Consider the following 25,169-nt stretch of genomic DNA (forward strand, 5'->3'; position numbering starts at 1 on the left):
TACGGCGGTCACGTCACCCGGGCCCGCAATCGTCAGATTGACGAAATGGGGGTACGATCGGTCGTCATGAACACAGCGGACCTTGGGCTGCCGGTGGACGTTCCCTCGACGGCGCTCTTCACGGACCAGTACGAGCTGACGATGCTGCGGGCCGCCCTGGAGGCGGGCACGGCCGAGCGGCGGAGCGTGTTCGAGGTCTTCACCCGGCGGCTGCCGAACGGGCGCCGCTACGGCGTCGTGGCGGGCACCGGCCGGGTGCTGGACGCGGTGGAGAACTTCCGCTTCGACGCGGACGTGCTCGCTTTCCTGCGCGAGCGGCAGATCGTGGACGAGCAGACCCTCCAATGGCTCGCCGGCTACCGCTTCAGCGGGGACATCTGGGGCTATCCCGAGGGCGAGGTGTACTTCCCGGGCTCGCCGATCATGCGGGTGGAGGGCACCTTCGCCGAGTGCGTGCTGCTGGAGACCGTGATCCTTTCGATCCTCAACCACGACTCGGCGATCGCCGCGGCGGCCTCGCGCATGTCCGCGGCGGCGGGTGACCGGCCCCTGATCGAGATGGGTGCCCGGCGCACCCACGAGCTGGCGGCGGTGGCGGCGTCCCGGGCCGCGTACGTGGGCGGCTTCGCCACCACCTCCGACCTGGCCGCCGGGTTCCGGTACGGCATCCCCACCGTGGGCACCTCCGCGCACGCCTTCACGCTGCTGCACGACAGCGAGCGGGACGCCTTCCAGGCCCAGGTGAACACGCTGGGGCGGGGCACGACCCTGCTGGTGGACACGTACGACGTCGCCGAGGCGGTCCGCACGGCCGTCGAGGTCGCCGGCCCCGGGCTGGGCGCGGTACGGATCGACTCCGGTGACCTGCTGCTGGTGGCGCACCGGGTGCGGCAGCAGCTGGACGCGCTGGGCGCGACCGACACGAAGATCATCGTGACCTCGGACCTGGACGAGTACGCGATCGCCTCGCTGGCGGCGGCACCGGTCGACGCCTACGGCGTCGGCACGCAGCTGGTGACCGGGTCCGGGCACCCGACGTCCTCGATGGTCTACAAGCTGGTCGCGCGGGCGGAGTCGGCCGGGCCGAACGCGCCGCTGGTGCCGGTGGCGAAGCGGTCCACCGGCGGCAAGACGTCCGTGGGCGGGCGCAAGTGGGCCGCGCGGCGGCTGGACGCGTGCGGGGTCGCCGAGGCCGAGGTGGTGGGCACCGGGCCGGTACCGGGCGAGCTGGCGGACCGGCAGCTGCTGGTGGAACTGGTCAAGGGGGGTGAGGTGGTCGCGCGTGAGCCGTTGGACGCGGCGCGCGAGCGGCACACGGCGGCGCGCGAGGGGCTCCCGATGTCGGCCACGCAGCTCTCGCGCGGGGAGCCCGTCCTTCCGACGGAGTACCTGCACGGAGCCTCGGGTAGCTAATTGCGGTGTGCCGTGATGCGCCGACCCGTGACCCCTCCCGACCTCTCAACCATGGCCATAGGCTCGGAAGTTCACCGCCCGGGCCTGCCGACCTCATAACCGAAGGACACCGACCATGCGCCGCGCCTTGATCGTCGTTGACGTGCAGAACGACTTCTGCGAGGGGGGCAGCCTCGCGGTGTCCGGCGGTGCCGATGTGGCCGCCGCCATCACGGAGCTGATAGGGCAGGCGGCCGGGTCCGGCTACCAGCACGTCGTGGCTTCGCGCGACCACCACATCGCCCCCGGTGGCCACTTCTCCACGAACCCCGACTACGTCCGCTCCTGGCCGGCGCACTGCGTGGCCGGCACGGAGGGCGTCGGCTTCCATCCGAACTTCGCCCCCGCCGTCGCGTCCGGCGCGATCGACGCCGTGTTCGACAAGGGGGCGTACGACGCGGCGTACAGCGGCTTCGAGGGCACCGACGAGAACGGCACGTCACTGGCCGACTGGCTCCGGTCCCGCGAGGTCACCGAGGTGGACGTGGTGGGCATCGCCACGGACCACTGTGTCCGCGCCACGGCCCTGGACGCCGTGCGGGAGGGATTCCGCACCCAGGTCCTCCTCGACCTCACGGCGGGCGTCTCCCAGGAGACCACCGAGCGCGCGATCGAGGAGCTGCGGGAGGCGGGCGTGGAGCTCTCCGGGAAGCCCGTCGTCCAGTAGGGCACGGCGGTCCCCGGCGGTGCTCAGGTCTGGGCCGTCGGGCGTCGCAGGAGGGACCTGATCGGACGCCACAGCTCTGTCGTGAGGTCCGGGGCCAGGACACCGTTGTCAGGAGCCGTGCGCCATATCAGGCCGTCCGGGTGATGGAGGACGGCCGTGATCTCGTCGGGGGTCGGCCCGGCGGCGTTGCCGCGCAGGTACACCGAGCGCAGGCCCAGGTTGCGGAGCCTGGTCAGGGCTCGGGCGCGGTTCGCCGCGTGGACGAGTACGCGGACGGAACCCGGGCCGTCGGCGGCGGGGCTGGGCAGGTTCAGCGCCACCACCACGGTGCCGTTCGGCAGCTTGCAGAAGCCTCCTGCGGCCATGCGGTCATACCCCCGTGTCGGTCGGTGTGTCGGTCGGTGTCAATAAGAGAACCACAGGACGCACCTAAACACGGATCGGCGGCGACCCGCCAGGGGGTCACCGCCGATCATGCTCTGACCTGCTACAACGCGTTCTACTTCACCGCGGGGCCGACCTCGAGCTCGATCGTCGAGCCGTCCTTGGCCTCCTTGATGATCTTGATCTTGGTGTTGGTGTCAGTGATCTTGACGCCACCGGTCTTGTTCGACGGGTCGTAGTAGGTGCTGGTGCGGTCGTTGAAGACCGAGACGCCCTTCGACGACTTGATCTTGGTCGCGACGTCCGCGTTGTGCAGCGTGATGCCGTCGGTGCGGTACAGGCTGAACGGCGAGTCGTAGGCCTGGATGCGGTTGCGCATCAGCGTGCCGTCGGACCACTTCATCGCCTTCGGGTGCGAGTCGATCGGCAGGACCAGACCGGTGCCCGGGTGGACGCTGGTGTTGTTGTCCGCCTGGGAGGTGTCCCACTTCCAGATCAACAGGCCGTTCTGGTACGCGTAGTGCTCCACCCAGTCCGGACGGGTCTTGGAGAAGCCGAAGTTGTACGGGCCGACCTTGAGGGTCTTGTCGTACGAGACGTACTGGCGATTCTCCGCGATGTAGTACTGGGCGTAGTCCTTGGTGAAGGACGCGCCCATGCGGGAGAAGCCGTTCGCCTTCCAGGCCGGGTCCGCGGACTCGGCGTCGTCGGAGAACACGGCGGCGCCGTCGGCGGTCACGGTGATCTGATCGGCCGCGAAGCCCTTCATCGCCAGACCGCCGTCGGTCTGGTAGCGGAAGCGCAGGTCGATCTTCTTGCCCGCGTAGGCGTCCAGCGGGAACGCCAGCTTCTTGTACGCGTCGACCGTGCCGGTCAGGGCCGGCTTGTCGCTGCCGTCACGCGGGATCGGCTGACCGTCCACCGTGCCGTCCAGAGCGGTCCAGTTGGCGCCGCCGTCGGTCGAGACCTCGGCGTAGAGGTAGTCGTAGTTGGCCTCGATCTCGTACCAGCCGTCGAGGGTCAGCGACGCCGACGTCTTGCCGGTGAGGTCGACGGAACGGGTCAGCGTGTTCTTCAGGTCGTTGCCGCTGCCGCTCCACCACTGGGTGGCGCCCTGGGCCGGCTTGACGAGCTCGGTGGTGACGGCCCGCTTCGGCAGGTCGACCACGAGCGCCTGCTTGTGCTTGGTGTTGAACTCGGCGAGACCCAGCTTGTGCCAGGAGCTCGTCGCGGCCTTCGCCGTGTCGTACTTGAGCCAGCCCAGCTGGAGCTTGTCCCAGGCGGTCATGTCGCCGGGCAGGTCACCGATCTCGTTCTTGCCGGTGCCGAGCCAGGAGCCGGAGGACATCAGGGTCCAGAAGCCGGTCGAGTTGTCGCCGCCGCCGGTGGTGTCGTAGTGGTCCGGCAGGCCGAGGTCGTGGCCGTACTCGTGGGCGTAGACGCCGAGTCCGCCGTTCTCCGGCTGGACGGTGTAGTCGCCGACCCAGATGCCGGTGTCACCGATCTTCGCGCCGCCCAGCTTGTTGTCCGCGGGGCCGGTGGCGCCGGCGTCGGTGCCGAAGGCGTACCAGCGGTGGGCCCAGATCGCGTCCTCGCCCTGGACGCCGCCGCCGGCGGACTCGTCCTCACCGGCGTGCACGACCTGGAAGTGGTCGATGTAGCCGTCGGGCTCGTTGAAGTCGCCGTCGCCGTCGAAGTCGTAGCGGTCCCACTGGTCGTACTGCTTGACGTCCGCCTTGATCTGGGCGTCGGTCCGGCCGGCCGCCTTCTGCTGGGCGACCCAGGCGTTCAGACCGTCCTTGACGACGTTCCACACGCTCGGGCAGTTGGTGTCACCGCAGGCGTTGTTGCCGTAACGCGCCTCGTTGTAGGGGACCTTGACCCAGTCCGAGACCTCGCCCTCGACCGAGTAACGGCCGGAGGACTGCTTCTCGTAGTACTTCTTGACCGACTCGGTGTTCTTGCCGGTGCCGAAGTAGAGGTTCTCGAAGTACTTCTGGTCGTAGTCCGCGCGCCAGGCCGTGGAGTTGTCCTTCTTGCGGTCCGGCTTGGCTATCGTGTTGTGCAGCGGGCCGGGGGTGCCGCCGAACTCGCTGATCTGGTCGCCGAACTCGACCAGGATCGTGAAGATCTTGTCGGTCTTCTCGCGGCCGAGCTCGACGTACTTGCTGTCGCCCTTCTTGCTCTTGAGCTGGACGACCTTCGAGCCCTCACGGTTCTTCACCGTGGTCTTGCCGGATATGACCTGCTTCAGGGCCTCTTCGCGCTGCGCCTCCTGGGTCTTGCTCAGCGGGCCCTCGAGGTCGTGCTCGGAGCCGTGGCTGTCCGCCGGGTCGTGCCGGTCCACGGTGGTGGACCTCGGGGCGGAGGTGTCGTCGGCCTGCGCCACACCGAAAGCCGAGCCGGTGGCGGTGGCCGCCGCGAGCGCCACGCCGATGGCAGCCGCTCTGAACGTCCAGGGTCTTCTGGTCACTTGAGTTCCTCCCCCGCGTCCGGGCGCGCGGAGGGAAGGGTCCTGGGTCAGGTAGGGTCCGCGCGCGCGTGATCAACGCGTGTAGTCAAGTGACGACATTTGACTAGAGGTTAAGCAGAAAAGACAGACCTTGACTTGGACAAGTCAAGTGCACTATGCGGAGCCGACGTTCGTTTTACGGACAACCAACGGACAGCCGACGAACGATCAACGGACAACCGCCGGGCGGCCGACGGGATGCCCGTCCGGCAGTGGGCGCGTGCATATGTCCACTCCGTGGACGCCATGACTCCGTGCGCCCCCTGTGCTCCGGCCCTGTTGATTAGGTCACGCTTACCGCGCGTTCCACTCGGGCACCCTGCCGGTTAGAGTCGCTTGGCGGAACGCCCGGAAGCTGGCGGAATGCCAGGCCGACACCCCCGTGGATCCCCGCTTTCGAGGACATGATGGCCATGCCCCGTCCGACCGCCGCACAGCTCGCCTACGGTTCCTGCACCGTGTTCCTGTCGACCCTCGCCATGCTGCTGCTGTCCCAGACGAGTTCGGGCGTGGGGATCGCGATCATCGCTGTCGCGGCGCTCGCCCTCGGGTTGCTGGTCGCCATGACGGTACCGCTGCCCAAACGGCGCCCGGCCGCGGTGGAACAGCCCGCCCCCGAGGAGCCGGTACGGGCCTCGGTCCCCGCTCCGGCCCCGGAGCCGGTGCGCGAGCGGGCGGTCTCCTGACCGCCGACTGATCCGCCTGTGCCTCAATCGGTGCTGACCACGACCGTTCTTGCCGCCTTGTCGTGCAGGCCCTGCTTGTAGGGCCGGTCGAAGTAGCTCCAGCCACCGCAGACCGCGGTCCAGACGCAGGCGCAGCAGAAGGCGAACGGGATCCACAGCACCGCGGCGCGCGACAGCGAGCCCTGCACGGAGGGCGTGCTGCCGTCGTCGAGGTTGCCCACGCGCATGTGCAGCAGTTTCTTGCCGAGGGTCTGGCCGGTTCTCGCGGTCAGGACGGTGTCGTAGGCGATGTAGAGGACGGCGGCGACGGCCGACTGCCACAACGACTTGCTGACCTGGATGCGATCGCTGTCCACGTCGAACTCGCTGACGCCGATGCCCCAGGTGAGCAGCCAGACGACGACACCCACGAGGATCATGTCGATGATGCGGGCGAGGGTGCGCTTGCCGCTGTCGGCGAGCGGGGGCATGCCGGCGAGGGGGTCGGCGGGGTAGGAGCCGCCGCCGTACGGGGAACCGCCGGAGGGGCCACCGCCTGGACCGCCCTGGCCACCGCCTTGGTCTCCGCCCTGGCCGCCTCCCGGATACGGCGGGGGTTCGCTGCCGTAGGGAGAGCCCGCGTCCTCGCCGGGCGGCTCGTTCGGGGGCCGCTTCCTGAACGGGTCGTCATCCGGGGGCTGCTGACCGGAGCCGGGGGGCGGTTCACTGCTCATGGCCCGAGTCGACCGCGAACACCCCGGCTCCGCATCCGGCAGACGGCCGTCCGAGGTACGGGCTCGCCGGGGCCGCTCAGCCCGCCACGAACGTGTGTGCCGCCTTGTCGTGCCAGCACTGGCGCCACGGCTTGTCGAAGACGCACCAGACGACGCCGACGATCCCCACGACGAGGAGTCCGGGCACGCTGTAGACCAGCCAGCGGCGCAGGGCCGCCCCGAACTCCGGGGCGTCGTGGCCCTCGATGTCCCGCACCTCGAGACCCATCAGCTTCTTGCCGAGGGTACGGCCCCATTTGACGGTGGGCAGCACCTCGGCGACGACGCCGACGAGCAGCAGGACGGCCAGGACGATGCCGAGGTACACCGACGTGGTGCCGTCGAGCAGCCAGACCGTGACGGTCTCGCCGGAGAGCTTGGCCGCGTCGATCTTCTCGTTGACGTGGTCGACGGCCTTGATGCCGAGCGGTACGGCGGCCCCGGCGGTGAGTCCGGCGAGGACGACGGTGTCCAGCAGCCGGGCGGCCAGCCGCTTCCCGAGCCCCGCGGGGCGGGCCGCCGCCTGCCGCCGGGCCGCCGCCTGGAACAGGTCCTCGACCGGCGGCTTCCAGGGCGCGACGGGCTGCTCGTCACCGCCGCCCGCTCCGGCGAGGCGGTGCACCTGCTGCGCCCAGGAGGACTGACCGCCACCGGGGCCGGCGCTGAGGGGGGTGGCGGCGGAGGCGGGGGCGCCGGACTGCGGAGGTACGACGGGGGCGGGGGCCGACTGGGGGCCCGACAGGGCCGCCGGGGCGGCGGCCTGGGCTCCCGCGCCCCCGGCGGCGCTCTGCGCGGTGGCGGCACGGGCGGCGGCGGCCTTGCCGGCACCGAAGCCGGGACGGTTCGAGGGGTCGGCCGGGGCCGCAGCGCCGAAACCGGGGCCCTCGGGGCCGGCACCAGAGCCTGCCGCTCCCGCCGGCGGGCCGAAGGCGGCTGCCGCCGAGTCGGTGCCGGAGCCCGCCGCACCGGCCCGCGGGCCGAAACCGGGTGCCGCCGGGTCGCCCGCGGAACCACCGGTCCGCGCACCGAAGCCGGACCCCGGCGACCCGCCCGGCCCCGTCGGGCCTCCACCGGGCGCCGCGTTCCCCGAGCCCGGGCGCGGCGACACCGCGCGGAACGTCATCGTGCCCTCGTCGGGCGCCTCCGCGGAGGCCCCTTGCTCACTGCCGGGCCGGCCCGTCGGTCGGCGGAACACGAACGTGTTGCCCGCGGCCGCCGCCCCGGACTCCGGGTCGGCTGCGGGCGTGACGTTCGCCGTGCCGTCGGTGCGGGCGGACTCGCCGGAGGGCGGGCTGTCGGGGTGCGCCACCCTCGGGTCGGCGCCCTGCCCGCCCGTCCCCTGCGCCACCGGCGGCGACCCCCAGGAGACGCGGCGGTCCTGGCCGCCGAAGCCGGACTGGTGGGAGCGGTCGGCGCCCCAGGCGGACGCGGGCTCGGGGCGGCTGCCGTGCTGGGAGTCGGCGGCGGAGGGCTCCTCGACCGGGTCCTCGTCGAAGAAGTGCGGGCCGGTCTCCTCGACCGAGGCGGAGGCGCCGGACTCCCCCGCACCGGGCGGCGGCGCGAGCGTCTCGCCGTCCTGGGGTGCCGGACGGCTGGTGCCCGGCACCCAGGAGGCACCGTTCCAGTAACGGACGTATACAGGAATGGACGGGTCCGGGTAATACCCTTCGCGGGGCCTGTCGTCACCGGGGGCCGGGGTTGGGGCGCTCATCTCCGTCGTCCCGCTATCTGCTCGAGGGCCAAATGGGGGCCTCCACATCTATCAGACGAGGGCAACCCCCACCGCCGCTCCCACGGGACCCACCCCTTTCGAGCACCGATGTGCTACGCACCCGGCCGCTTCGAACGGATCCCCCTGCGAAAAAACTTCCGGGAAGGCGCGTAATGCCGGCGCCCCCGCCCGCTCTCTCCCCCTGACCGGCCCGCACGGGCAGCCGTCAGGAGAAGGGATCACCGCCATGCACACCGTGGTGGAGCGGGAACTGGAGCTGAAACTCGTCCTGTCGCCGGAGCGCCGGGTCCCGGTGCCCGCCCGGCTCGGGTACGCCACCGACGATCCGTACGCCGTGCACGTCACCTTCCACATCGACTCCGAGCACCCGGTGCACTGGATGTTCGCCCGGGAGCTGCTGGTGGAGGGGGTGTTCCGGCCCTGCGGGCAGGGGGACGTGCGGGTCTGGCCGACGCGGACCGAGGGCCGCGGCGTGGTGCTGATGTCGCTGAGTTCACCCGACGGGGACGCCCTGCTGGAGGCCCCGGCGGGTGCGGTGTCGGCCTGGCTGGAGCGCACGCTGCGGGTGGTCCCGCCGGGGTCGGAGGGTGAGCGGCTCGGTCTCGACGACGAGCTGGACCAGTTGCTCGCGCAGTGAGCGCGCCGGTGTCAGAACAGCTTGCCCGGGTTCAGGATGTTCAGCGGGTCGAAGGCCTGCTTCACGGCCCGCTGCATCTCCAGCCCCACGGGGCCGAGCTCGCGCGCCAGCCACTCCTTCTTCAGGACGCCGACGCCGTGCTCGCCGGTGATGGTGCCGCCGAGCTCCAGGCCGAGGGCCATGATCTCGTCGAAGGAATCGCGGGCGCGCCGGGACTCGTCGGGGTCCGCCGGGTCGAAGCACACCGTCGGATGGGTGTTGCCGTCCCCCGCGTGGGCGACGACCCCGATGGTGAGCCGGTACTTCTCGGCGATCCGGTCGACCCCTTCGAGCATCTCCGCGAGCCGGGAGCGGGGCACGCACACGTCGTCGATCATCGTCACGCCCTTGACCTTCTCCAGCGCGGTGAGCGACAGCCGCCGGGCCTCAAGGAGCAGTTCGGACTCGGCGGCGTCGTCGGCCGGTACCACCTGGGTGGCGCCGGCGGCCTCGCACAGCGCGCCGACGGCGGCGAGGTCGGCGGCCGGGTCGGTGCTGTCGAACGCGGCGAGCAGCAGCGCCTCGGTGCTCTCCGGGAGGCCCATCTGCGCCAGGTCGTTGACGGCCTTGACCGTCGTACGGTCCATGAGTTCGAGGAGTGACGGGACGTGGCCGCCCTCCATGATCCGGCACACGGCGTCGCAGGCGGCGGCCCCGGAGGCGAACTCGGCGGCCAGCACCAGTTGCCGGGGCGGCTTGGGACGCAGACCGAGCACGGCCCGTACGACGATGCCGAGCGAGCCCTCGGAGCCGACGAACAGGCGGGTCAGGTCGTACCCGGCGACGCCCTTGGCGGTGCGGCGGCCGGTGGACATGAGACGGCCGTCGGCCAGCACCACGTCCAGTCCGAGGACGTATTCGGCGGTCACCCCGTACTTCACGCAGCACAGTCCGCCCGAGGCGGTGCCGATGTTGCCGCCGATGGTGCACATCTCCCAGCTGGAGGGGTCCGGCGGGTAGTACAGGCCGTGTTCGCCGACGGCCCGGGAGAGGGCGGCGTTGACCACGCCGGGCTCGACGACGGCGATGCGGTCGACCGGGCTGATCTCCAGGATCCGGTCCATCTTGGTCAGGGAGAGCACGACGCAGCCCTCGGAGGCGTTCGCCGCGCCGGACAGGCCGGTGCGGGCGCCCTGCGGGACGACCGGGACGCGCAGGGCGGTGGCGGTGCGCATCACGTGCTGGACCTGTTCGACCGTGCGGGGCAGCACGACGACGGCCGGGGTGCCGGCCGGGCAGAAGCTCGCCATGTCGTTGGCGTAGGAGGCGGTGACGTCCGGGTCGGTGAGGACCGCCTCGGCGGGAAGGCCGCTGAGCAGGAGGTCGATCAGACCGCCGGTCGTTTCGGTGTCCTCGGAGCTGCGCGCTTCGATACGGCTCATGATCACAGGTTCGCACCCGGGGCCATCGGTGTGAACCCCGTCGGCGGCACCCTTCGGCTGCCCGGGTGTGGTCGTCGTACTGACGCACAGTGAGCGTCATGGAGAACCAGCAGGAGCGCCTGGACCGGCCGGTGCGCCGTCGTTCCCGGCTGCGCTTTCGCGGGTCGCGGGTGGTGCTCGCCTGCGTCGCGGGGTGTGCCGTGCTCGGCGGGGTGCTGGTGCTGGTGCTGCCGGGGGAACGACGGCCCGAGCCGCCGGCTCCGCCGTCGCCGGGTTCGGTGGCCATGGCGGCGGTCACCAGCGGGGTGCCGGCCGCGCTGCCCGACCTGGCGGAGCTGATCGGCGAGCGGGAGAAGCGGGTGCGCAAGCACCCGGACGACGCCCGGTCCTGGGCGGTGCTCGGGACGGCCTATGTGGAGCGGGGGCGGCGGCTGGCGGACCCGGCGTACTACCCGCGCGCGGAGAAGGCGCTGCGTACGTCGCTCAGGGCGCGGCCGAAGCGGAACACGGAGGCCGTGGCAGGGCTGGCCGCGCTGGCCAACGCGCGCCGGGACTTCCCCGCCGCGCGCCGGTGGGGCGAGGCGGCGCTGGAGCTGGAGCCACGCAGGTGGACGACGTATCCCCTGCTCATCGACGCCTACGCCGGGCTCGGTGAGCACGAGTCGGCCGAACGGATGCTGGACCGGCTGACGGAGCTGCGCTCGGGTCCGGCCGTGCTGGCGCGGGCGGCCGGCGTCTACCGGGACCGCGGGCGGCGCGAGGATGCCGCGGCCTCGCTGGCGGACGCGGCGGCGGGCGCGCGGGCCCCGGCCGAACGGGCCGCCTACCTGGAGCGGGCCGGGCAGCTGGCCTGGGAACGCGGTGACCTCCAGGACGCGCTGCGGCACTTCCAGGAGGCGGTACGCCTCGATCCCGACCAGCGTGCGGCGCAGGCCGGGCAGGGCCGGGCGCTGGCGGCCCTGGGCCGGACCACGGAGGCGCTGAACGCCTACCGGGTGGCCCTCGCCAAGCAGCCGTGCCCCCGGTACGCCCTGGAGCTGGGCGAGTTGTACGAGTCTCTGGGGATGCCGGAGGCCGCCCGGGTGCAGTACGACCTGCTGCGCGAGCGGGTACGGGGCGCTGTCGCGGGCGGGGCCGACGAGGAGCTGGTGCTGGGGCAGTTCGAGGCGGACCACGGGGATCCGCGGGCCGCGGTACGGCGGCTGCGCGCGGAGTGGCGCCGGCAGCCCGGGACCGAGGTGGCCGACGCGCTGGGCTGGGCGCTGCACCGCGCCGGGAAGCACGAGGAGGCGCTGCGGTTCGCGGTACGGGCGACGGACGAGGAGCACAGCGGCGGGGTGCGCAGCGCGCTGTACGCGTATCACCGGGGCATGATCGAGCGCGAGCTGGAACGGTACGGCTCGGCCCGGCGGCACCTCGCGGAGGCGCTGCGGATCAACCCGCACTTCTCGCCCCTGTACGGGCGGGCGGCTCGGGCGGCGACGGATGCGCTGGGGGAGCCGCCGGACGTGGGGGTGCCGGAGATGGACGGCGACTGAACGACGGGGCCGGGCGGGCCGGGGGCGGAGGGACGTGGGGCTGGCCGGGCGGGGCCGCCTGGCCGGGGCGCATGGCCGCGCGAGGCCGCCTGGCCGGGCGAGGCCGCCTGGCCGGGGCGCATGGCCGGGGCGCATGGCCGGGGCGCATGGCCGGGCGAGGCCGCCTGGCCGGGCGGAGGCGGACCGGGCGCGGCATGGCCGGGCGGGGCACAGCCAGGCAGAAGCTGGCTAGACGGAAGCCGGCCGGGCGGGCGCGGCCTGCCAGGCGGAGGCTCGCCGGGCGGAGCCTGGCCGGGAGGGGCACGACCAGGCGGGGCACAGCCAGGCTGAGGCTGGCCGGGCACGGCATGGCCGGGCGGGGCACAGCCAGGGGGAAGCTGGCCGGCGGCGGCCGGGGTCATACGAGGACCAAAGTCCTGTGGGGATCAAAGTCCTGTGCGGACCCGGTCCTGTGCGGACCCGGTCCTGCGGCGGCCGGGGCCTGCGGGGACCGGGGTCCCGCGGCGGCCGGAGCCCCGGGGGGAACCGGGGTCGTGCGGGTGCCCCGTGACACCCGCACGACCCGGGTCGGCGGTCGGGCTACAGGTTGCCGCGGCGGGCCTGTTCGCGCTCGATCGCCTCGAAGAGGGCCTTGAAGTTGCCCTTGCCGAAGCCCATCGAGCCGTGCCGCTCGATGATCTCGAAGAAGACGGTCGGACGGTCCTGGACCGGCTTGGTGAAGATCTGCAGCAGGTAGCCGTCCTCGTCGCGGTCGGCGAGGATCTTCAGCTCGCGCAGGGTGTCGATCGGGACGCGGGTCTCGCCGACCCACTCCCCCAGGGTGTCGTAGTACGAGTCGGGCGTGTTCAGGAACTCGACGCCGGCCGCCCGCATCGTACGGACCGTCTGCACGATGTCGTTCGTGTTGAGGGCGATGTGCTGGACGCCCGCGCCGCCGTAGAACTCCAGGTACTCGTCGATCTGGGACTTCTTCTTGGCGATGGCCGGCTCGTTGATCGGGAACTTGACCTTGAGCGTGCCGTCGGCGACGACCTTCGACATCAGCGCGCTGTACTCGGTGGCGATGTCGTCGCCCACGAACTCCTTCATGTTCGTGAAGCCCATCACCTTGTTGTAGAAGCCGACCCATTCGTTCATGCGGCCGAGTTCGACGTTGCCGACGCAGTGGTCGATCGCCTGGAAGGTGCGCTGCGCCGGCGGCTCGACCATCGGCTTGGCCGCCACGTAGCCGGGCAGGTAGGGGCCGTCGTAGCCGGAGCGCTCCACGAGGGTGTGGCGGGTCTCGCCGTAGGTGGCGATGGCGGCCAGGACGACCGTGCCGTGCTCGTCCTTCAGCTCGTAGGGCTCGGTGACCGAGCGGGCGCCGTGTTCCAGGGCGTAGGCGTAGGCGGCGCGCGCGTCCGGCACCTCGATGGCGAGGTCGACGACGCCGTCGCCGTGCTCGGCCACGTGCCGCGCGAGGAAGTGGCCCCAGTCGGTGGAGGGCTTGATGACCGAGGTGAGGACGAAGCGGGCGGAGCCGTTCTCCAGGACGTACGCGGCGGTCTCGCGGCTGCCGTTCTCCGGTCCGGAGTACGCGACCAGCTTCATGCCGAAGGCGGTGGAGTAGTAGTGCGCCGCCTGCTTGGCGTTGCCCACGGCGAAGACGACCGCGTCCATTCCCTTGACCGGGAAGGGGTCGGCCTGCCGGGCGGTGTCGGGAGTGTGGTGTGTGGTCTGCGTCATAGCCGCAGGGTCTCCTCGCTCGGCAAGGTGCGCAATAGTTTGCGTTTCCGCTGGGCAATCTGTTCAGCAGTACGGCCGTATCACCGGCCCTTCTGTACAGGATGACCACCCCCGGAGGCTGCTGTGGCGATCGATCATCTGGACGGCCGGATCATCCTGCTGCTGGCCCGGGAGCCGCGGATCGGGGTGCTGGAGATGTCGCGACGGCTGGGAGTGGCGCGCGGCACGGCGCAGGCGCGGCTCGACCGGCTTCAGTCGAACGGAGTCATCCGCGGCTTCGGCCCCGAAGTGGACCCGGCGGCGCTCGGCTACCCGGTCACGGCGTTCGCGACGCTCCAGATCCGGCAGGGCCAAGGCGCCGACGTACGGGCCCACTTGGCGACCGTGCCGGAGGTGCTGGAGCTGCACACCACCACGGGCAGCGGGGACATGCTGTGCCGTCTCGTGGCCCGCTCGAACGCCGATCTCCAGCGTGTGATCGACCGGGTCGTCGGTTTTGATGGCATCGTCCGGGCCTCCACGGCGATCGTCATGGAGAACCCCGTTCCGCTGCGGATCATCCCGCTCGTGGAGCAGGCCGCGGAGGAGACCTGACGTCTTGGGGTGAGCGCGTGTGAACTTCTGGGAGTACCTGGAGAACCGGCACCAGCAGCTGCTCACGGACGCCTACCAGCACGCGAGCGTGGTCTTCCAGTGCATGGTCGTCGCGACCCTGCTCGGGGTGCTGATCGGCGTGGTCACCTACCGCAGCGAGTGGGCCGGGAACCTAGCCACCACGACCACCGCCACCATCCTGACCGTCCCGGCGCTCGCCCTGATCGGTCTGCTCATCCCGGTCGTGGGGCTGGGCGTGCCGCCCACGGTCGTCGCGCTGACGCTGTACGGGCTGCTGCCGGTGGTGCGCAACGCGATCGTCGGGCTGCGCGGGGTGGACCCGTCGCTGGTGGACGCGGCCGACGGCATCGGCATGTCCCGCCCGGTCCGGCTGCTGCGGGTCGAGCTGCCGCTGGCCTGGCCGCCGATCCTGACCGGGATCCGGGTCGCCACCCAGATGCTGATGGGCATCGCCGCCATCGCGGCGTACGCCTCAGGGCCCGGCCTCGGCAACGTCATCTTCCGGGGCCTCGCCTCGCTGGGCAGCGCCAACGCGCTCAACCAGGTCCTCGCGGGCACGCTCGGCATCATCGTCCTGGCGCTGCTGTTCGACGCCGCGTACGTCCTGGTCGGACGGCTGACCATCTCCAGGGGGATCCGTGCCTGAGACCGGCGATCACGGTGCCTCCATCGAGCTGGAGAGCCTGACCAAGCGGTTCCCCGGCAGTGCGCAGCCGGCCGTGGACAACGTCAGCATGGAGATCAAGGCGGGCGAGGTCGTCGTCTTCGTCGGCCCGTCCGGCTGCGGCAAGTCGACCACCCTCAAGATGATCAACAGGTTGATCGAGCCGACCGGCGGGCGGATCGGGATCGGTGGTGAGGACGTCACCGACATGGACCCGGTCAAGCTGCGCCGCAGGGTCGGCTACGCGATCCAGTCCGCCGGGCTCTTCCCGCACATGACGGTCGCCCAGAACATCGCGCTCGTACCGAAGATGATCGGCTGGCCGAAGGCCCGGATCAGGGAGCGGACCGAGGAGCTGCTCGACCTCGTCGGTCTCGACCCCGGCGAGTTCCACGGCCGCTACCCGCGTCAGCTCTCCGGCGGTCAGCAGCAGCGCGTGGGCGTGGCACGGGCCCTCGCCGCCGATCCCCCGGTGCTGCTGATGGACGAGCCGTTCGGGGCGGTGGACCCGATCACCCGTGACCACCTCCAGGACGAACTGATCCGCCTCCAGCACGAACTGCACAAGACGATCGTCTTCGTCACGCACGACTTCGACGAGGCGATCAAGATCGGCGACCGGATCGCGGTGCTGCGCGAGCGGTCCCACATCGCGCAGTTCGACACCCCGGAGGCCATTCTCACCAACCCGGCCGACGACTTCGTCTCCGGGTTCGTGGGCGCGGGGGCGGCGCTGAAGCGGCTGAACCTGACCCGCGTCCGGGACGTGGGGATCACCGACTACCCGACCGTCATGATCGACGACCCGTTGCAGCAGATCTTCAACCGGCTGCGGGCCGGCGGCACCAACGAGGTCCTGCTGCTCGACCGGCGCCGCCGCCCCTACAAGTGGCTGCGGCGGGGCGACCTGATGCGGGCCAGGGGCTCGCTGGCCCGGGCCGGGACGCTGGTGCACGACACGGTGACCCGGGACGCGACCCTGCGGGACGCGCTGGAGGCGGTGCTCACCGACAACGCGGGGCGGGTGGCGGTGACCGGGCGGCACGGCGAGTACACGGGCGTCGTCGACATGGAGACCCTCATGAACTCCGTGCACGACCTGCTGGAGGCCGACCGCCTCGACGCGCTGGAGCACCAGCACGAGCTGGAGGAGCTGCGGGCGGCGCAGACGCACGCGGAGCAAGAGGGTGACCAGGGCGTCACCGGCGTCGGAGGGGCGCGGTGACCGCTCCCGAGGTGGAGCAGGCCGTCCCCGAGCCGGCCGCCCCCGAGCCCGCCGCGCAGGCGCCCCGGACCGCACCCGTGCCTCGCATCAGCTGGCAGAAGCTGACCGTCCTGCCCGCCGCCCTGGTGGCCGTGCTGCTCGCCACCTGGCTCTGGTTCCAGCAGGCCGACCTGGACGCGCTCACCCGGAACGCCCTGTCCGGCGGCCAGGTCTCGAAGGCGCTGTGGCAGCACATCCAACTGACCGCGATCTCCACGTTCTTCGTGCTGATCATCGCGATCCCGCTGGGCATCCTGCTGACGCGCGGGACGTTCCGCAGAGCCACCCCGGTGGCGATGGCGTTCGCCAACACGGGCCAGGCGACCCCGGCGATCGGCTTGCTGGCGCTCCTCGTCATCTGGCTGGGCATCGGACGCAGAGCCGCCCTGATCGGCATGATCATCTACGCCATCCTGCCGGTGCTGTCGAACACGATCACCGGCCTGAAGGCGAACGACCCGACCCTCCTGGAGGCGGGGCGGGGCATCGGCATGTCCCCGATAGGGGTACTGACCCGGGTCGAACTCCCGCTCGCCGTCCCCCTGATCCTCGCGGGTGTGCGCACGGCCCTCGTCCTGAACGTCGGCACGGCGACCCTGGCGGTCTTCGGCGGAGGCGGCGGCCTCGGCGTGCTGATCACGACCGGGATCACCAACCAGCGGATGCCGGTGCTGGTGCTGGGCTCGGTCCTCACCGTCGCCCTCGCGCTGCTGGTCGACTGGCTGGCCTCGCTCGCGGAGCTGCTGCTGCGCCCACGGGGGCTACAGCCATGAGGGGGCGTACGGGGCTGGTAGCCCTGTCGTTGCTGGTGGCGGCCTCCGGCTGCGGCCTGACCAGCGGCTCCCCCATGAGCGACGACGTGCAGCCGGGCTCGATCGGCCGGGGCGAGCCGCTGAAGGGCGCGCATCTGACGGTGACGTCGAAGTCGTTCACCGAGCAGCTGATCCTCGGCTCGATCATGGGCATCGCGTTCGAGGCGGCCGGCGCGGAGGTGATCGACCGCACCGGCATCCAGGGCTCCATCGGCAGCCGGGAGGCCGTCCGGAAGGGCGACGCCGACGCCGGGTACGAGTACACGGGCACGGCCTGGATCACGTACCTGGGGCACAGCAAGCCCGTCGTCGATCCGCGCGAGCAGTGGGAGGCGGTACAGAAGGAGGACGCGGCGAACGGACTGACCTGGCTGCCGCCGTCGTCCCTCGACAACACCTACGCCCTGGCGATGAACCAGCGGAACGCGAAGAAATACGGCACGCGGACGATGACGGAGGTGGCGAAGCTGGCGAAGTCCGACCCGGGGGCCGTGAGGCTGTGCGTGGAGGTCGAGTTCGCGAACCGGGCGGACGGGTTGCCGGGCATGCAGAAGGCGTACGGGATGGATCTGCCGGCGCGGAACATCACGCAGATGGACACGGGGATCATCTACACCCAGACCGCGAAGGGCAACTGCACGTACGGGGAGGTGTTCACCACGGACGGGCGCATCAAGTCGATGCACCTGGTGGTGATGGACGACGACAGGAAGTTCTTCCCCAACTACAACGCGGCGCCGATGATCCACACGAAGACGCTGAAGGAGTGGCCGGCCATCGCGGATGTCCTGAACCCGGTGACGGCGAGGCTGAACAACACGGTGGCGCAGGATCTGAACGCGAAGGTGGATGTGGAGGGGGAGGATCCGCATCAGGTGGCGTTGGACTGGATGGCGAGGGAGGGGTTTGTCAGGGAGGCATGAGTTACAAAGAAGCCGTTGCAAAGCTCTCTTTGCAAGGCTATCTTTGTACGCATGCCCGACGAACCGGCTCCCCGACTGCTCGATGCCCGCTCACTGCGGGGTCTGGCTCATCCCCTGCGGATGCAGCTGCTGGTCGCACTGCGACACGACGGTCCCGCCACGGCCTCCCAACTAGCCCAGAAGCTGGGCGAGTCCAGCGGTGCCACGAGCTACCACCTACGGCAACTCTCCGCGCACGGTTTCGTCGCTGACGCCCCGGGGCGCGGAAAAGGACGGGAGCGCTGGTGGAAAGCGGCGGACCACGGCATCCGGATCGACGAGACCCTGATCAGCGACCCGGATCCGACCGTACGGGGAGCCGTGGCCCTGCTCCGGTACGAGATGGCCAACGTGCACACCCGGGAGATCGCGACCTGGCTCGGCAATACGAGCGAGTGGGGCGAGGAATGGGACGGCGCCACGGACCTCAGCGACTTCTCACTGCGGCTCACTCCCGAACTCGCCCGTGAGCTGATCAGCAAGATGCACGAGCTCGTCCAGAGCTACCGCCCCCTGCCCGACGGCACCCCGGACGCGGAAACGGTGCGCGTCCACACGCACGTCTTTCCCAGTCAGACGAGACAGTGAGAGGACCTCACCCGATGCATCCGGACATCCACCTCGCCCTGCACCACGCCCGCGCCACGGAACTCCGGGCCGAGACCGGCGCCCGCCCGGCTCCCCGGAACCACGACCTCCGTACGCGCCTCGGCTGGACCCTCGTAGCGGTCGGCCTGAAGCTCGCCACCCCGCCCGGTCCGGCTGCCACCGCCCACTAACAGCTGGGCACGGACCCCTTCCCCGTCTGCAGGGCCACCAGCGAACTCACCGCGCTCTTCAGGTCGGTCACCGGAACCAGCCGCAGCCCCTTCGGCAGCTCGGCGCGCGCGTCGGAGCACTCCGCCTTCGGGACCAGGAACACCGTCGCACCGTCCCGCTTGGCGGCCTGGGTCTTGAGGGCGACGCCGCCCACCGCGCCGACCTTGCCGTCGGCTTCGATCGTGCCGGTGCCGGCGATGACCCGGCCCCCCGTGAGATCACCACCCGTGCCGTCGCCGTCGAGCTTGTCGACGATGCCGAGGGAGAAGAGCAGCCCGGCACTGGGCCCGCCCACGTCGGCGAGCTTCAGGCTGACCTTCACGTCCTTGCCGTCGAGACCGAGATAGCCGAGCGCGGCCGCCGTCGCCGCGTTCTGCGACTCCTTCATCTGCGCCTCGTTGTGCCGCTCGACCTCTTTGATGCTGTCCCCGCTGGGGTAGAGGGCGTCGCGCGGCATGACGGCCTCGTCGCTGCGGAACCAGCTGTCGACGACATCGGGGAAGGAGACGTGGGTGTCCGGTGAGGTCGCCACGATGGTCGTCATCCGCAGCTGCCCACGGGTGGCCTGGGTCGGCGCCCCCGAAATGGTGATCACCGGGGAGCCCTTGTGCTCGCCGAGCACGTTCGCCGTCTCCCCCGGCTGCGCCACCGAGAACGGCAACGGCGCGAACACCGCCGTGGCGATCAGGGCCACGACGGGCAGGGCGCAGACGGCGAGGGCCTGGGGACGCGTGAGGCGAGAGAACACGGGATCAATCTAACGCGGGGGCCGGATCTGTTCCGGTCCAGGTCTCCGGGGGCCCCGGAGCCAGGTCTCCGGGGCCCCGGCCGGGAGCTCTGAGGACGTCAGCTCAACGCCTCCGCGACCTCCCGTGCCGCCTCGACGACCCGCTCCCCCACCCGCTCCGGCACCACGTCCGCCAGCATCACCACGCCCACGCTGCCCTCGACGCCGGTCACCCCCAGCAACGGGGCCGCCGCCCCGCAGGCCCCGGCCTCCAGCTCCCCGTGCGTCAGGGTGTAGCCGGGGTCCGCCATCGGGTGCTGCCGGGCCGCGAGGATCGCCTTGCCCGCGGCGCCCCGGTCCAAGGGGTGCCGGAACCCGGCCCGGTAGGCGACGTGGTAGTCCGTCCAGGTCGGTTCCACCACGGCCACGGCCAGGGCGTCGGCCCCGTCGACCAGCGTCAGGTGCGCCGTCGCGCCGATGTCCTCGGCGAGCGAGCGCAGCGCCGGCATCGCGGCCTCCCGCACCAGGGGATGGACCTGCCGGCCCAGACGCAGCACCCCGAGCCCGACCCGGGCACGTCCGCCCAGGTCACGGCGTATGAGCGCGTGTTGTTCCAGCGTGGCGAGCAACCGGTACACGACGGTCCGGTTCACGCCCAGCCGGAGGGAGAGCTCGGTCACGGTCAGCCCGTGGTCCGTGTCGGCGAGCAGCTTGAGGACACGTAGTCCCCGGTCGAGCGTCTGAGAGGTCTCCGCGGTCACGACGCCCACTCCTTAGTGGTGAGGTCGGCGGCCCTCTGGCGGCGGATGCGTCACCGAGTCCCGTCGGCAACGCGCTTCAGAGGCCGCCGATCGGCCGGCGGCCCGGCCTGTCCGGACCGCGTCGCTTCACGGCTGCGCTCCGCGGCGGCGCTGCCACGGGGCGTGTGCGTAGCCGGACAGTAGCGAAGGGGGTTCGCTGAGCGGAAGGCTCCGTCCAGAATCCGGGCAGTGAAGGCGGGGCACTGCTCGAATTTGCGGCGGTATGAGCGCCTCCCCATAGGGGCGCGGGGCTCTGCCGATGTGCGGCTCCGCCACGTGGGCGCGATCAACCACCGACAACCCGCAGACGACACAACAACGCGTCACTTCATCCGGGTCGCCCACTCCTGCACCTTGGCGATCCGCTGCCGCAACTGCCCCGCCGTCGCCTCCGCCGCCGCAGGCCCCCCGCACACGCGCCGCAGCTCCGTGTGGATCACACCGTGCGGCTTGCCGCTCTGGTGGACGTACGCGCCGACCATCGTGTTGAGCTGCCGGCGCAGCTCCATCATCTCCTTGTGGGAGACCACCGGGCGCCGCTCGGCGGGCACTTCGAGCAGGTCGGCCTCAGCGTCCGGCTTCTTGCGGCTGTGCGAGATCTGCTTGGCCTGCCGCTTCTGGAGCAGCAGCTGGACCTGATCGGGCTCCAGCAGCCCGGGGATGCCGAGGTAGTCCTGCTCCTCCTCACTCCCCGGGTGGGCCTGCATGCCGAACTCGGCACCGTTGTACATGACCCGGTCGAAGACGGCCTCGGACTCCAGCGCCTCGAAGGAGAACTGCTCCTGCTCGCCGGTGTCCTCGTCCTGCTCCCGGTTCGCCTCGTCCATCTCCTTCTCGGACTCGGCGTACGGGTCCTCCTCGCCGTCCTTCTTGGGCTTGTCTAGGACGTGGTCGCGCTCGCGCTCCATCTCGTTGGCGAAGGACAGCAGGTCGGGCACGGTCGGCAGGAACACGGAGGCGGTCTCGCCGCGCCGCCGGGACCGCACGAAACGCCCGACGGCCTGCGCGAAGAAGAGGGGGGTGGAGATGGTGGTGGCGTAGACGCCGACGGCCAGGCGCGGCACGTCGACGCCCTCGGACACCATCCGCACCGCGACCATCCACCGGTCGTTGTTCGCGCTGAACTCGTCGATCCGCTCGGAGGCGCCGGAGTCGTCCGACAGCACGAGGGTCGCCTTGTCGCCGGTGATCTCCCGGATGAGCTTGGCGTACGCGCGCGCCGAGTCCTGGTCGGAGGCGATGACGAGGGCACCGGCATCCGGGATGGCCTTCCGGACCTCGGTCAGCCGCTGGTCGGCGGCGCGCAGCACGGACGGCATCCACTCACCGCGCGGGTCGAGGGCGGTCCGCCAGGCCTGGCTGATCGCGTCCTTGGTCATGGGCTCGCCGAGCCGCGCCGCGATCTCGTCACCGGCCTTGGTGCGCCAGCGCATGTTGCCGCTGTAGGAGAGGAAGATGACGGGCCGCACGACGTTGTCGGCGAGGGCGTTGCCGTACCCGTAGGTGTAGTCGGCGGCGGACCGCCGGATGCCGTCGTTGCCCTCCTCGTACGTGACGAAGGGGATGGGGTTGGTGTCGGACCGGAAGGGCGTACCGGTCAGGGCCAGCCGCCGGGTGGCCGGTTCGAACGCCTCCAGGCAGGCCTCGCCCCAGGACTTGCTGTCACCGGCGTGGTGGATCTCGTCGAGGATGACGAGCGTCTTGCGCTGCTCGACGCGGTTCCGGTGCAGCATGGGCCGGACGCCGACACCCGCGTACGTCACGGCGACCCCGTGGTACTCCCGGCCGAGCGGCCCGGCGCTGTACTCCGGGTCCAGCTTGATGCCGATCCGGGCCGCGGCCTCGGCCCACTGCTTCTTCAGGTGCTCGGTCGGGGCCACCACCGTCACCTGCTGGACGACGTGGTGGTGCAGCATCCAGGACGCGAGTGTCAGCGCGAAGGTCGTCTTGCCGGCGCCGGGGGTGGCGACCGCCAGGAAGTCCCGCGGCTGCTCCTGGATGTACTTCTCCATCGCGCCCTGCTGCCAGGCGCGCAGCTTGCTGGCGGTACCCCACGGGGCGCGGCCGGGGAACGCCGGGGACAGGTGGTGCGAGGCAGAGCTTGTGCCGGCGGTGGTAGTCACGGTCTCCGTTGGGGGTCGGGCGGCTCGTTCGAGGGAGCCTGACGGCTCGGCTACGTATGACAACCGGGCCACCCTACCGGCGCCCGCCGACCGTCAAGCCCCGGACCGGGCCGCGTCACCTCCGGGTGGGACCGACGTCACAGCTCCCGCGCCGCCGTCCCCGGCCGGCCGGATCACTGCCGCCGCTCCCGCAACCGCGTCGACACCCATGCCCCCACCAGCGCCACCGCCGCCATCGGCAGGAACACCGCGGTGAAGGCGGTCGGGTGGGAGCCGGTGGTGTTCGTGGCCGTGTGGGTCACGGTGCCGCCGCCGAGGGCGGCGAAGGCGGCGCCGCCTGCGGACAGCAGGACGACGTTGGAGAGGCCGTCGGAGATCTGGAGGGCCGCGGAGTTGGTGCCGGCCTCCTCGGGGGCGGAGAGCTTGAGCAGGAGCACGCTCGTGGAGGAGATGACGAGCCCCATGCCGAAGCAGCCGAAGGCCCAGGCGACGGCCAGGGTCCAGACGGGCACGGAGTCGATCAGCACGCTCGGTGCCGTGACGATCGCCGCGGTCACCAGCAGCATGCCGACGGTCGTCAACCGCTCCCGGTACGACTCGAGGCGCGACCGCGACTGGAGCCACGAGCCCAGCGCCCACGTCCCGCCGCCCGCCGCGAGCGAGAACCCGGCCAGCGTCGGACTGAGCCCGCGCTGGGTCACCAGCATCAGCGGCACGAACGACTCGGCGGCGACGAAGGACCCCGCGGCGACGCCGCGCAGCAGCACGACGGAGGGCAGCCCGCGGGCGGCCCGGTAGGTGCCGCGCGGCAGGAGCCCGAGCACGGCCGGCACCAGCAGGGCGAGTCCGGCGGCGCCGGGGAGGAGCGAGAGCGGGCGCAGGTCCTGGGCGGCGTACTGGAGCAGTCCGGCGCCGAGGGAGATGGCGAGGGCGAGGCGGATACGGCGGCGGTCGAGGGAGGCGGGTGGGTCGTTCGCCGGGACGGGCCGATCAGCCGCCCGCGAGAGGTCCGCCGTGACCGGCCGGTCGGCGAGGGCGGTCCGTTCCGCGGGGACGGGCACGTCCGCCGGGTCAGGACTCTGGTTGGTGTCGGACTTCGCGGCGGTGTGCTCCGCCGGTCCGGACGCCCGACGCCGTATCTGCGGCAGCGCGAGCGCCAGCGGGAAGACGACGAGCACGGGTATCCCCACGAACACCCAACGCCACCCCAACTGTTCGGTCACCGTGCCGGCGGCGAGGGGGCCGACGATCGACGGCAGCACCCAGCTCGCGGCGAACGCGGCCATGATGGACGGCCGCAGCCGCTCCGGATAGGCCCGCCCGACGACGACGTACAGCGCGACGATCACCAGCCCGCCGCCGAGCCCCTGCACGGCCCGTCCCAGGATGAACACCCACATCGACCCGGCGGTCCCGGACAACAGCAGCCCGGCCCCGAAGGATGCGATGCCCGTCGTCAACGGCCCGAGGGGCCCACGCCGGTCCGACCACTGCCCGGAGAGCACCATCCCGAACAGGCTCGTCGTGAAGTACCCGGAGAACGCGAACGCGTACAGGGACACCCCGTCCAGCTCCCGGGCCGCGACAGGCATCGCCGTCCCGACGGCGGTCGCCTCGAAGGCGATGAGCAGCACGACGGAGACGATCCCGACACTCAACGCCCGGTACGCCGCCCCCAGCACCCCCGTCTCCCGCTCGGCGACCGAGGGCAGATCAGCGGCCTCCACGACATCGGCATCACGCGGCTTCGGGACGGTCATGCCCGCCAGCGTAAGGTCCACGCACCACTTTGACCCCTGTCCCGAGACGGTCCCCACCTCAGACCTTGGTCGTACGCCCCCTCCTCTCGGCCGCCCCCTTTCATGAACTGCGTATGGCAGTCACATTGCAGCCCACCTGATTCCCTTGAGCCCCATCCCATCCCGGCCTACGGTCACTACACCGAGTTCAAACACGGCCGTGTGCCAAGTGGTTCGTACTCGGCCCGGCCGTGTGCCCGAGTGGTTCAGGGGCTCGCCTGCAAAGCGAGTTACGTGGGTTCGAATCCCGCCACGGCCTCCACATCTGCCGGACCACGCTCAGTTCGTGCAGTCATGTCCGTTCTCGACAGTGAGGTCGGGCATTATCGCCGGATACATCTGGATGAACACCGGGCGCGTGGAGAGCTTGAGGCAGGCTTTCTCCTTGACAGCCCTGTCGACGATTTGCGCGATGCCGTTCTCCAGAATGGTCGCGTCCAGTTCGCACAGAGCGGCAACCGCAGGATTGAGTACGGTGGTCGCTCCACACGCGGCCTTCAGCGTGTAGTCCTTCAAGCCACCTTTGAAACCCTTGTCCCACTCGGCAAGCACATCCGCGAAAGCGACTGTGCCCGAACGGCTGGCCACTTGATGACAGGCTCCCAGCCAGTCACAGCCACCTCGCACCCGCTGCGGGTCAGGAACGCTTCGGGGCTCCGGGTCAGCATGGGGCGCGTTGGCCCACCGGTCGAGCGCGGTCATGGTTTCCCGGCCGGCCACCCCATCCACAGCGAGCCCGTGACGGCGCTGAAAATCCATCACCGTCAGACGGGTCTCGTGTCCGTACCGTCCGTCAGTCTCCAGTTCATAGCCATACGCTTCCAGGTTCTTCTGAAGCGACGTGACACACGCGCCCCTCGCACCAGTACCGAGAACCCGGTTCGCGCACTCCATCAGCGTCGGACCGTTCCAGTCAGCCCTTGCCGTTGCCGGCGATCCGACCAGACCCAAGGGCACCGCGATACCGAGCAACGCCGCAGCCGCCATGCTGCCGAACCTTGTGTTCACGGACTCCACCCCCCTCATCGAGAGGGCGATCCTAAGACTCCGCCCATCGCGTCACAGGCGCCGTTGGGAC

The 25,169-nt window shown here is 71.1% G+C and carries 23 protein-coding genes and 1 tRNA gene; 13 read left to right on the forward strand and 11 right to left on the reverse strand.

What is annotated here, in order from left to right; all coding sequences use genetic code 11:
* Positions 1-66: 66 nt before the first annotated feature.
* A complete protein-coding gene (locus ABEA82_RS04360; protein WP_345659994.1) occupies positions 67-1,413 on the forward strand; it encodes a nicotinate phosphoribosyltransferase in 1,347 nt (448 codons plus the stop codon).
* 115 nt (positions 1,414-1,528) lie between these two features.
* Positions 1,529-2,119: a nicotinamidase gene (locus ABEA82_RS04365; RefSeq protein WP_345659995.1), complete on the forward strand. Its 591-nt coding sequence runs from the start codon at positions 1,529-1,531 to the stop codon at positions 2,117-2,119.
* A gap of 23 nt (positions 2,120-2,142) precedes the next feature.
* Here the strand turns inward: ABEA82_RS04365 and ABEA82_RS04370 are convergent, their stop codons facing one another.
* Both ABEA82_RS04370 and ABEA82_RS04375 read right to left on the reverse strand, forming a co-directional pair.
* A complete protein-coding gene (locus tag ABEA82_RS04370) occupies positions 2,143-2,484 on the reverse strand; it encodes a hypothetical protein (RefSeq protein WP_345659996.1) in 342 nt (113 codons plus the stop codon).
* Positions 2,485-2,618: 134 nt separating this feature from the next.
* Positions 2,619-4,976, reverse strand: a complete 2,358-nt coding sequence (locus ABEA82_RS04375; protein WP_345659997.1) for an immune inhibitor A domain-containing protein — start codon at positions 4,974-4,976, stop codon at positions 2,619-2,621.
* A gap of 446 nt (positions 4,977-5,422) precedes the next feature.
* Between ABEA82_RS04375 and ABEA82_RS04380 the strand changes: the two genes are divergently transcribed.
* Positions 5,423-5,701, forward strand: coding sequence for a hypothetical protein (locus tag ABEA82_RS04380; RefSeq protein WP_345660122.1), 279 nt, complete (start codon positions 5,423-5,425; stop codon positions 5,699-5,701).
* Between the two features lie 23 nt (positions 5,702-5,724).
* Here the strand turns inward: ABEA82_RS04380 and ABEA82_RS04385 are convergent, their stop codons facing one another.
* Together ABEA82_RS04385 and ABEA82_RS04390 are read right to left on the reverse strand one after the other, a co-directional pair.
* Positions 5,725-6,414, reverse strand: a complete 690-nt coding sequence (locus ABEA82_RS04385; RefSeq protein ID WP_345659998.1) for an RDD family protein — start codon at positions 6,412-6,414, stop codon at positions 5,725-5,727.
* A gap of 76 nt (positions 6,415-6,490) precedes the next feature.
* Positions 6,491-8,164, reverse strand: coding sequence for an RDD family protein (locus tag ABEA82_RS04390; protein WP_345659999.1), 1,674 nt, complete (start codon positions 8,162-8,164; stop codon positions 6,491-6,493).
* A 247-nt stretch (positions 8,165-8,411) separates the two neighbouring features.
* On the opposite strand from ABEA82_RS04390, the gene ABEA82_RS04395 reads away from it, so the two are divergent.
* The gene (locus ABEA82_RS04395; protein ID WP_345660000.1) at positions 8,412-8,822 is read left to right on the forward strand and encodes an SsgA family sporulation/cell division regulator; all 411 of its coding nucleotides are present in this window, start codon (positions 8,412-8,414) and stop codon (positions 8,820-8,822) included.
* An 11-nt stretch (positions 8,823-8,833) separates the two neighbouring features.
* Here the strand turns inward: ABEA82_RS04395 and ABEA82_RS04400 are convergent, their stop codons facing one another.
* Positions 8,834-10,249 carry an FAD-binding oxidoreductase gene (locus tag ABEA82_RS04400; RefSeq protein ID WP_345660001.1) on the reverse strand — a complete coding sequence of 472 codons (1,416 nt, stop codon included), beginning with the start codon at positions 10,247-10,249 and terminating at the stop codon, positions 8,834-8,836.
* A 92-nt stretch (positions 10,250-10,341) separates the two neighbouring features.
* Between ABEA82_RS04400 and ABEA82_RS04405 the strand changes: the two genes are divergently transcribed.
* Positions 10,342-11,781 (forward strand): tetratricopeptide repeat protein, encoded by a 1,440-nt coding sequence (locus ABEA82_RS04405; protein ID WP_345660002.1) that lies wholly within the window; start codon positions 10,342-10,344, stop codon positions 11,779-11,781.
* 579 nt (positions 11,782-12,360) lie between these two features.
* On the opposite strand, the gene hppD is transcribed toward ABEA82_RS04405, so the two are convergent.
* A complete protein-coding gene (gene hppD, locus ABEA82_RS04410) occupies positions 12,361-13,506 on the reverse strand; it encodes a 4-hydroxyphenylpyruvate dioxygenase (RefSeq protein WP_345660003.1) in 1,146 nt (381 codons plus the stop codon).
* Between the two features lie 123 nt (positions 13,507-13,629).
* Here hppD and ABEA82_RS04415 point away from each other — a divergent pair, with 123 nt between their 5' ends.
* Genes ABEA82_RS04415 through ABEA82_RS04445 form a run of 7 tightly spaced genes read left to right on the forward strand, consistent with a single transcriptional unit; the run spans position 13,630 to position 18,602 of the window.
* Positions 13,630-14,100 (forward strand): Lrp/AsnC family transcriptional regulator, encoded by a 471-nt coding sequence (locus ABEA82_RS04415; RefSeq protein ID WP_003990570.1) that lies wholly within the window; start codon positions 13,630-13,632, stop codon positions 14,098-14,100.
* Positions 14,101-14,119: 19 nt separating this feature from the next.
* Positions 14,120-14,767, forward strand: coding sequence for an ABC transporter permease (locus ABEA82_RS04420; RefSeq protein ID WP_345660004.1), 648 nt, complete (start codon positions 14,120-14,122; stop codon positions 14,765-14,767).
* Positions 14,760-16,010 (forward strand): betaine/proline/choline family ABC transporter ATP-binding protein, encoded by a 1,251-nt coding sequence (locus ABEA82_RS04425; RefSeq protein WP_345660005.1) that lies wholly within the window; start codon positions 14,760-14,762, stop codon positions 16,008-16,010. The genes ABEA82_RS04420 and ABEA82_RS04425 overlap by 8 nt, the downstream gene beginning before the upstream one ends.
* The gene (locus ABEA82_RS04430) at positions 16,007-16,822 is read left to right on the forward strand and encodes an ABC transporter permease (protein WP_345660006.1); all 816 of its coding nucleotides are present in this window, start codon (positions 16,007-16,009) and stop codon (positions 16,820-16,822) included. Before ABEA82_RS04425 ends, ABEA82_RS04430 begins: the two co-directional genes overlap by 4 nt.
* Positions 16,819-17,784, forward strand: a complete 966-nt coding sequence (locus ABEA82_RS04435) for a glycine betaine ABC transporter substrate-binding protein (protein WP_345660007.1) — start codon at positions 16,819-16,821, stop codon at positions 17,782-17,784. The genes ABEA82_RS04430 and ABEA82_RS04435 overlap by 4 nt, the downstream gene beginning before the upstream one ends.
* 51 nt (positions 17,785-17,835) lie before the next feature.
* Positions 17,836-18,411 carry an ArsR/SmtB family transcription factor gene (locus ABEA82_RS04440; protein ID WP_345660008.1) on the forward strand — a complete coding sequence of 192 codons (576 nt, stop codon included), beginning with the start codon at positions 17,836-17,838 and terminating at the stop codon, positions 18,409-18,411.
* 14 nt (positions 18,412-18,425) lie between these two features.
* Positions 18,426-18,602, forward strand: a complete 177-nt coding sequence (locus ABEA82_RS04445) for a hypothetical protein (protein ID WP_345660009.1) — start codon at positions 18,426-18,428, stop codon at positions 18,600-18,602.
* Here ABEA82_RS04445 and ABEA82_RS04450 read toward each other — a convergent pair.
* From ABEA82_RS04450 to ABEA82_RS04465, 4 genes are all read right to left on the reverse strand, one after another.
* The gene (locus tag ABEA82_RS04450) at positions 18,599-19,390 is read right to left on the reverse strand and encodes a S16 family serine protease (protein WP_345660010.1); all 792 of its coding nucleotides are present in this window, start codon (positions 19,388-19,390) and stop codon (positions 18,599-18,601) included. The two genes, ABEA82_RS04445 and ABEA82_RS04450, sit on opposite strands and share 4 nt — an antisense overlap.
* Before the next feature lie 98 nt (positions 19,391-19,488).
* Positions 19,489-20,130, reverse strand: coding sequence for an IclR family transcriptional regulator (locus ABEA82_RS04455; protein WP_003990578.1), 642 nt, complete (start codon positions 20,128-20,130; stop codon positions 19,489-19,491).
* Between the two features lie 362 nt (positions 20,131-20,492).
* Positions 20,493-22,292 carry a DEAD/DEAH box helicase gene (locus ABEA82_RS04460; protein ID WP_345660011.1) on the reverse strand — a complete coding sequence of 600 codons (1,800 nt, stop codon included), beginning with the start codon at positions 22,290-22,292 and terminating at the stop codon, positions 20,493-20,495.
* A 173-nt stretch (positions 22,293-22,465) separates the two neighbouring features.
* Positions 22,466-24,052: an MFS transporter gene (locus tag ABEA82_RS04465; protein WP_345660012.1), complete on the reverse strand. Its 1,587-nt coding sequence runs from the start codon at positions 24,050-24,052 to the stop codon at positions 22,466-22,468.
* Between the two features lie 226 nt (positions 24,053-24,278).
* Between ABEA82_RS04465 and ABEA82_RS04470 the strand changes: the two genes are divergently transcribed.
* Positions 24,279-24,353, forward strand: a tRNA-Cys gene (locus tag ABEA82_RS04470).
* A 17-nt stretch (positions 24,354-24,370) separates the two neighbouring features.
* Here the strand turns inward: ABEA82_RS04470 and ABEA82_RS04475 are convergent.
* Positions 24,371-25,078, reverse strand: a complete 708-nt coding sequence (locus tag ABEA82_RS04475; RefSeq protein WP_345660013.1) for a peptidoglycan-binding domain-containing protein — start codon at positions 25,076-25,078, stop codon at positions 24,371-24,373.
* Positions 25,079-25,169 lie beyond the last annotated feature (91 nt).

The organism is Streptomyces venetus (assembly GCF_039540295.1).
Taxonomy (GTDB): domain Bacteria; phylum Actinomycetota; class Actinomycetes; order Streptomycetales; family Streptomycetaceae; genus Streptomyces; species Streptomyces venetus.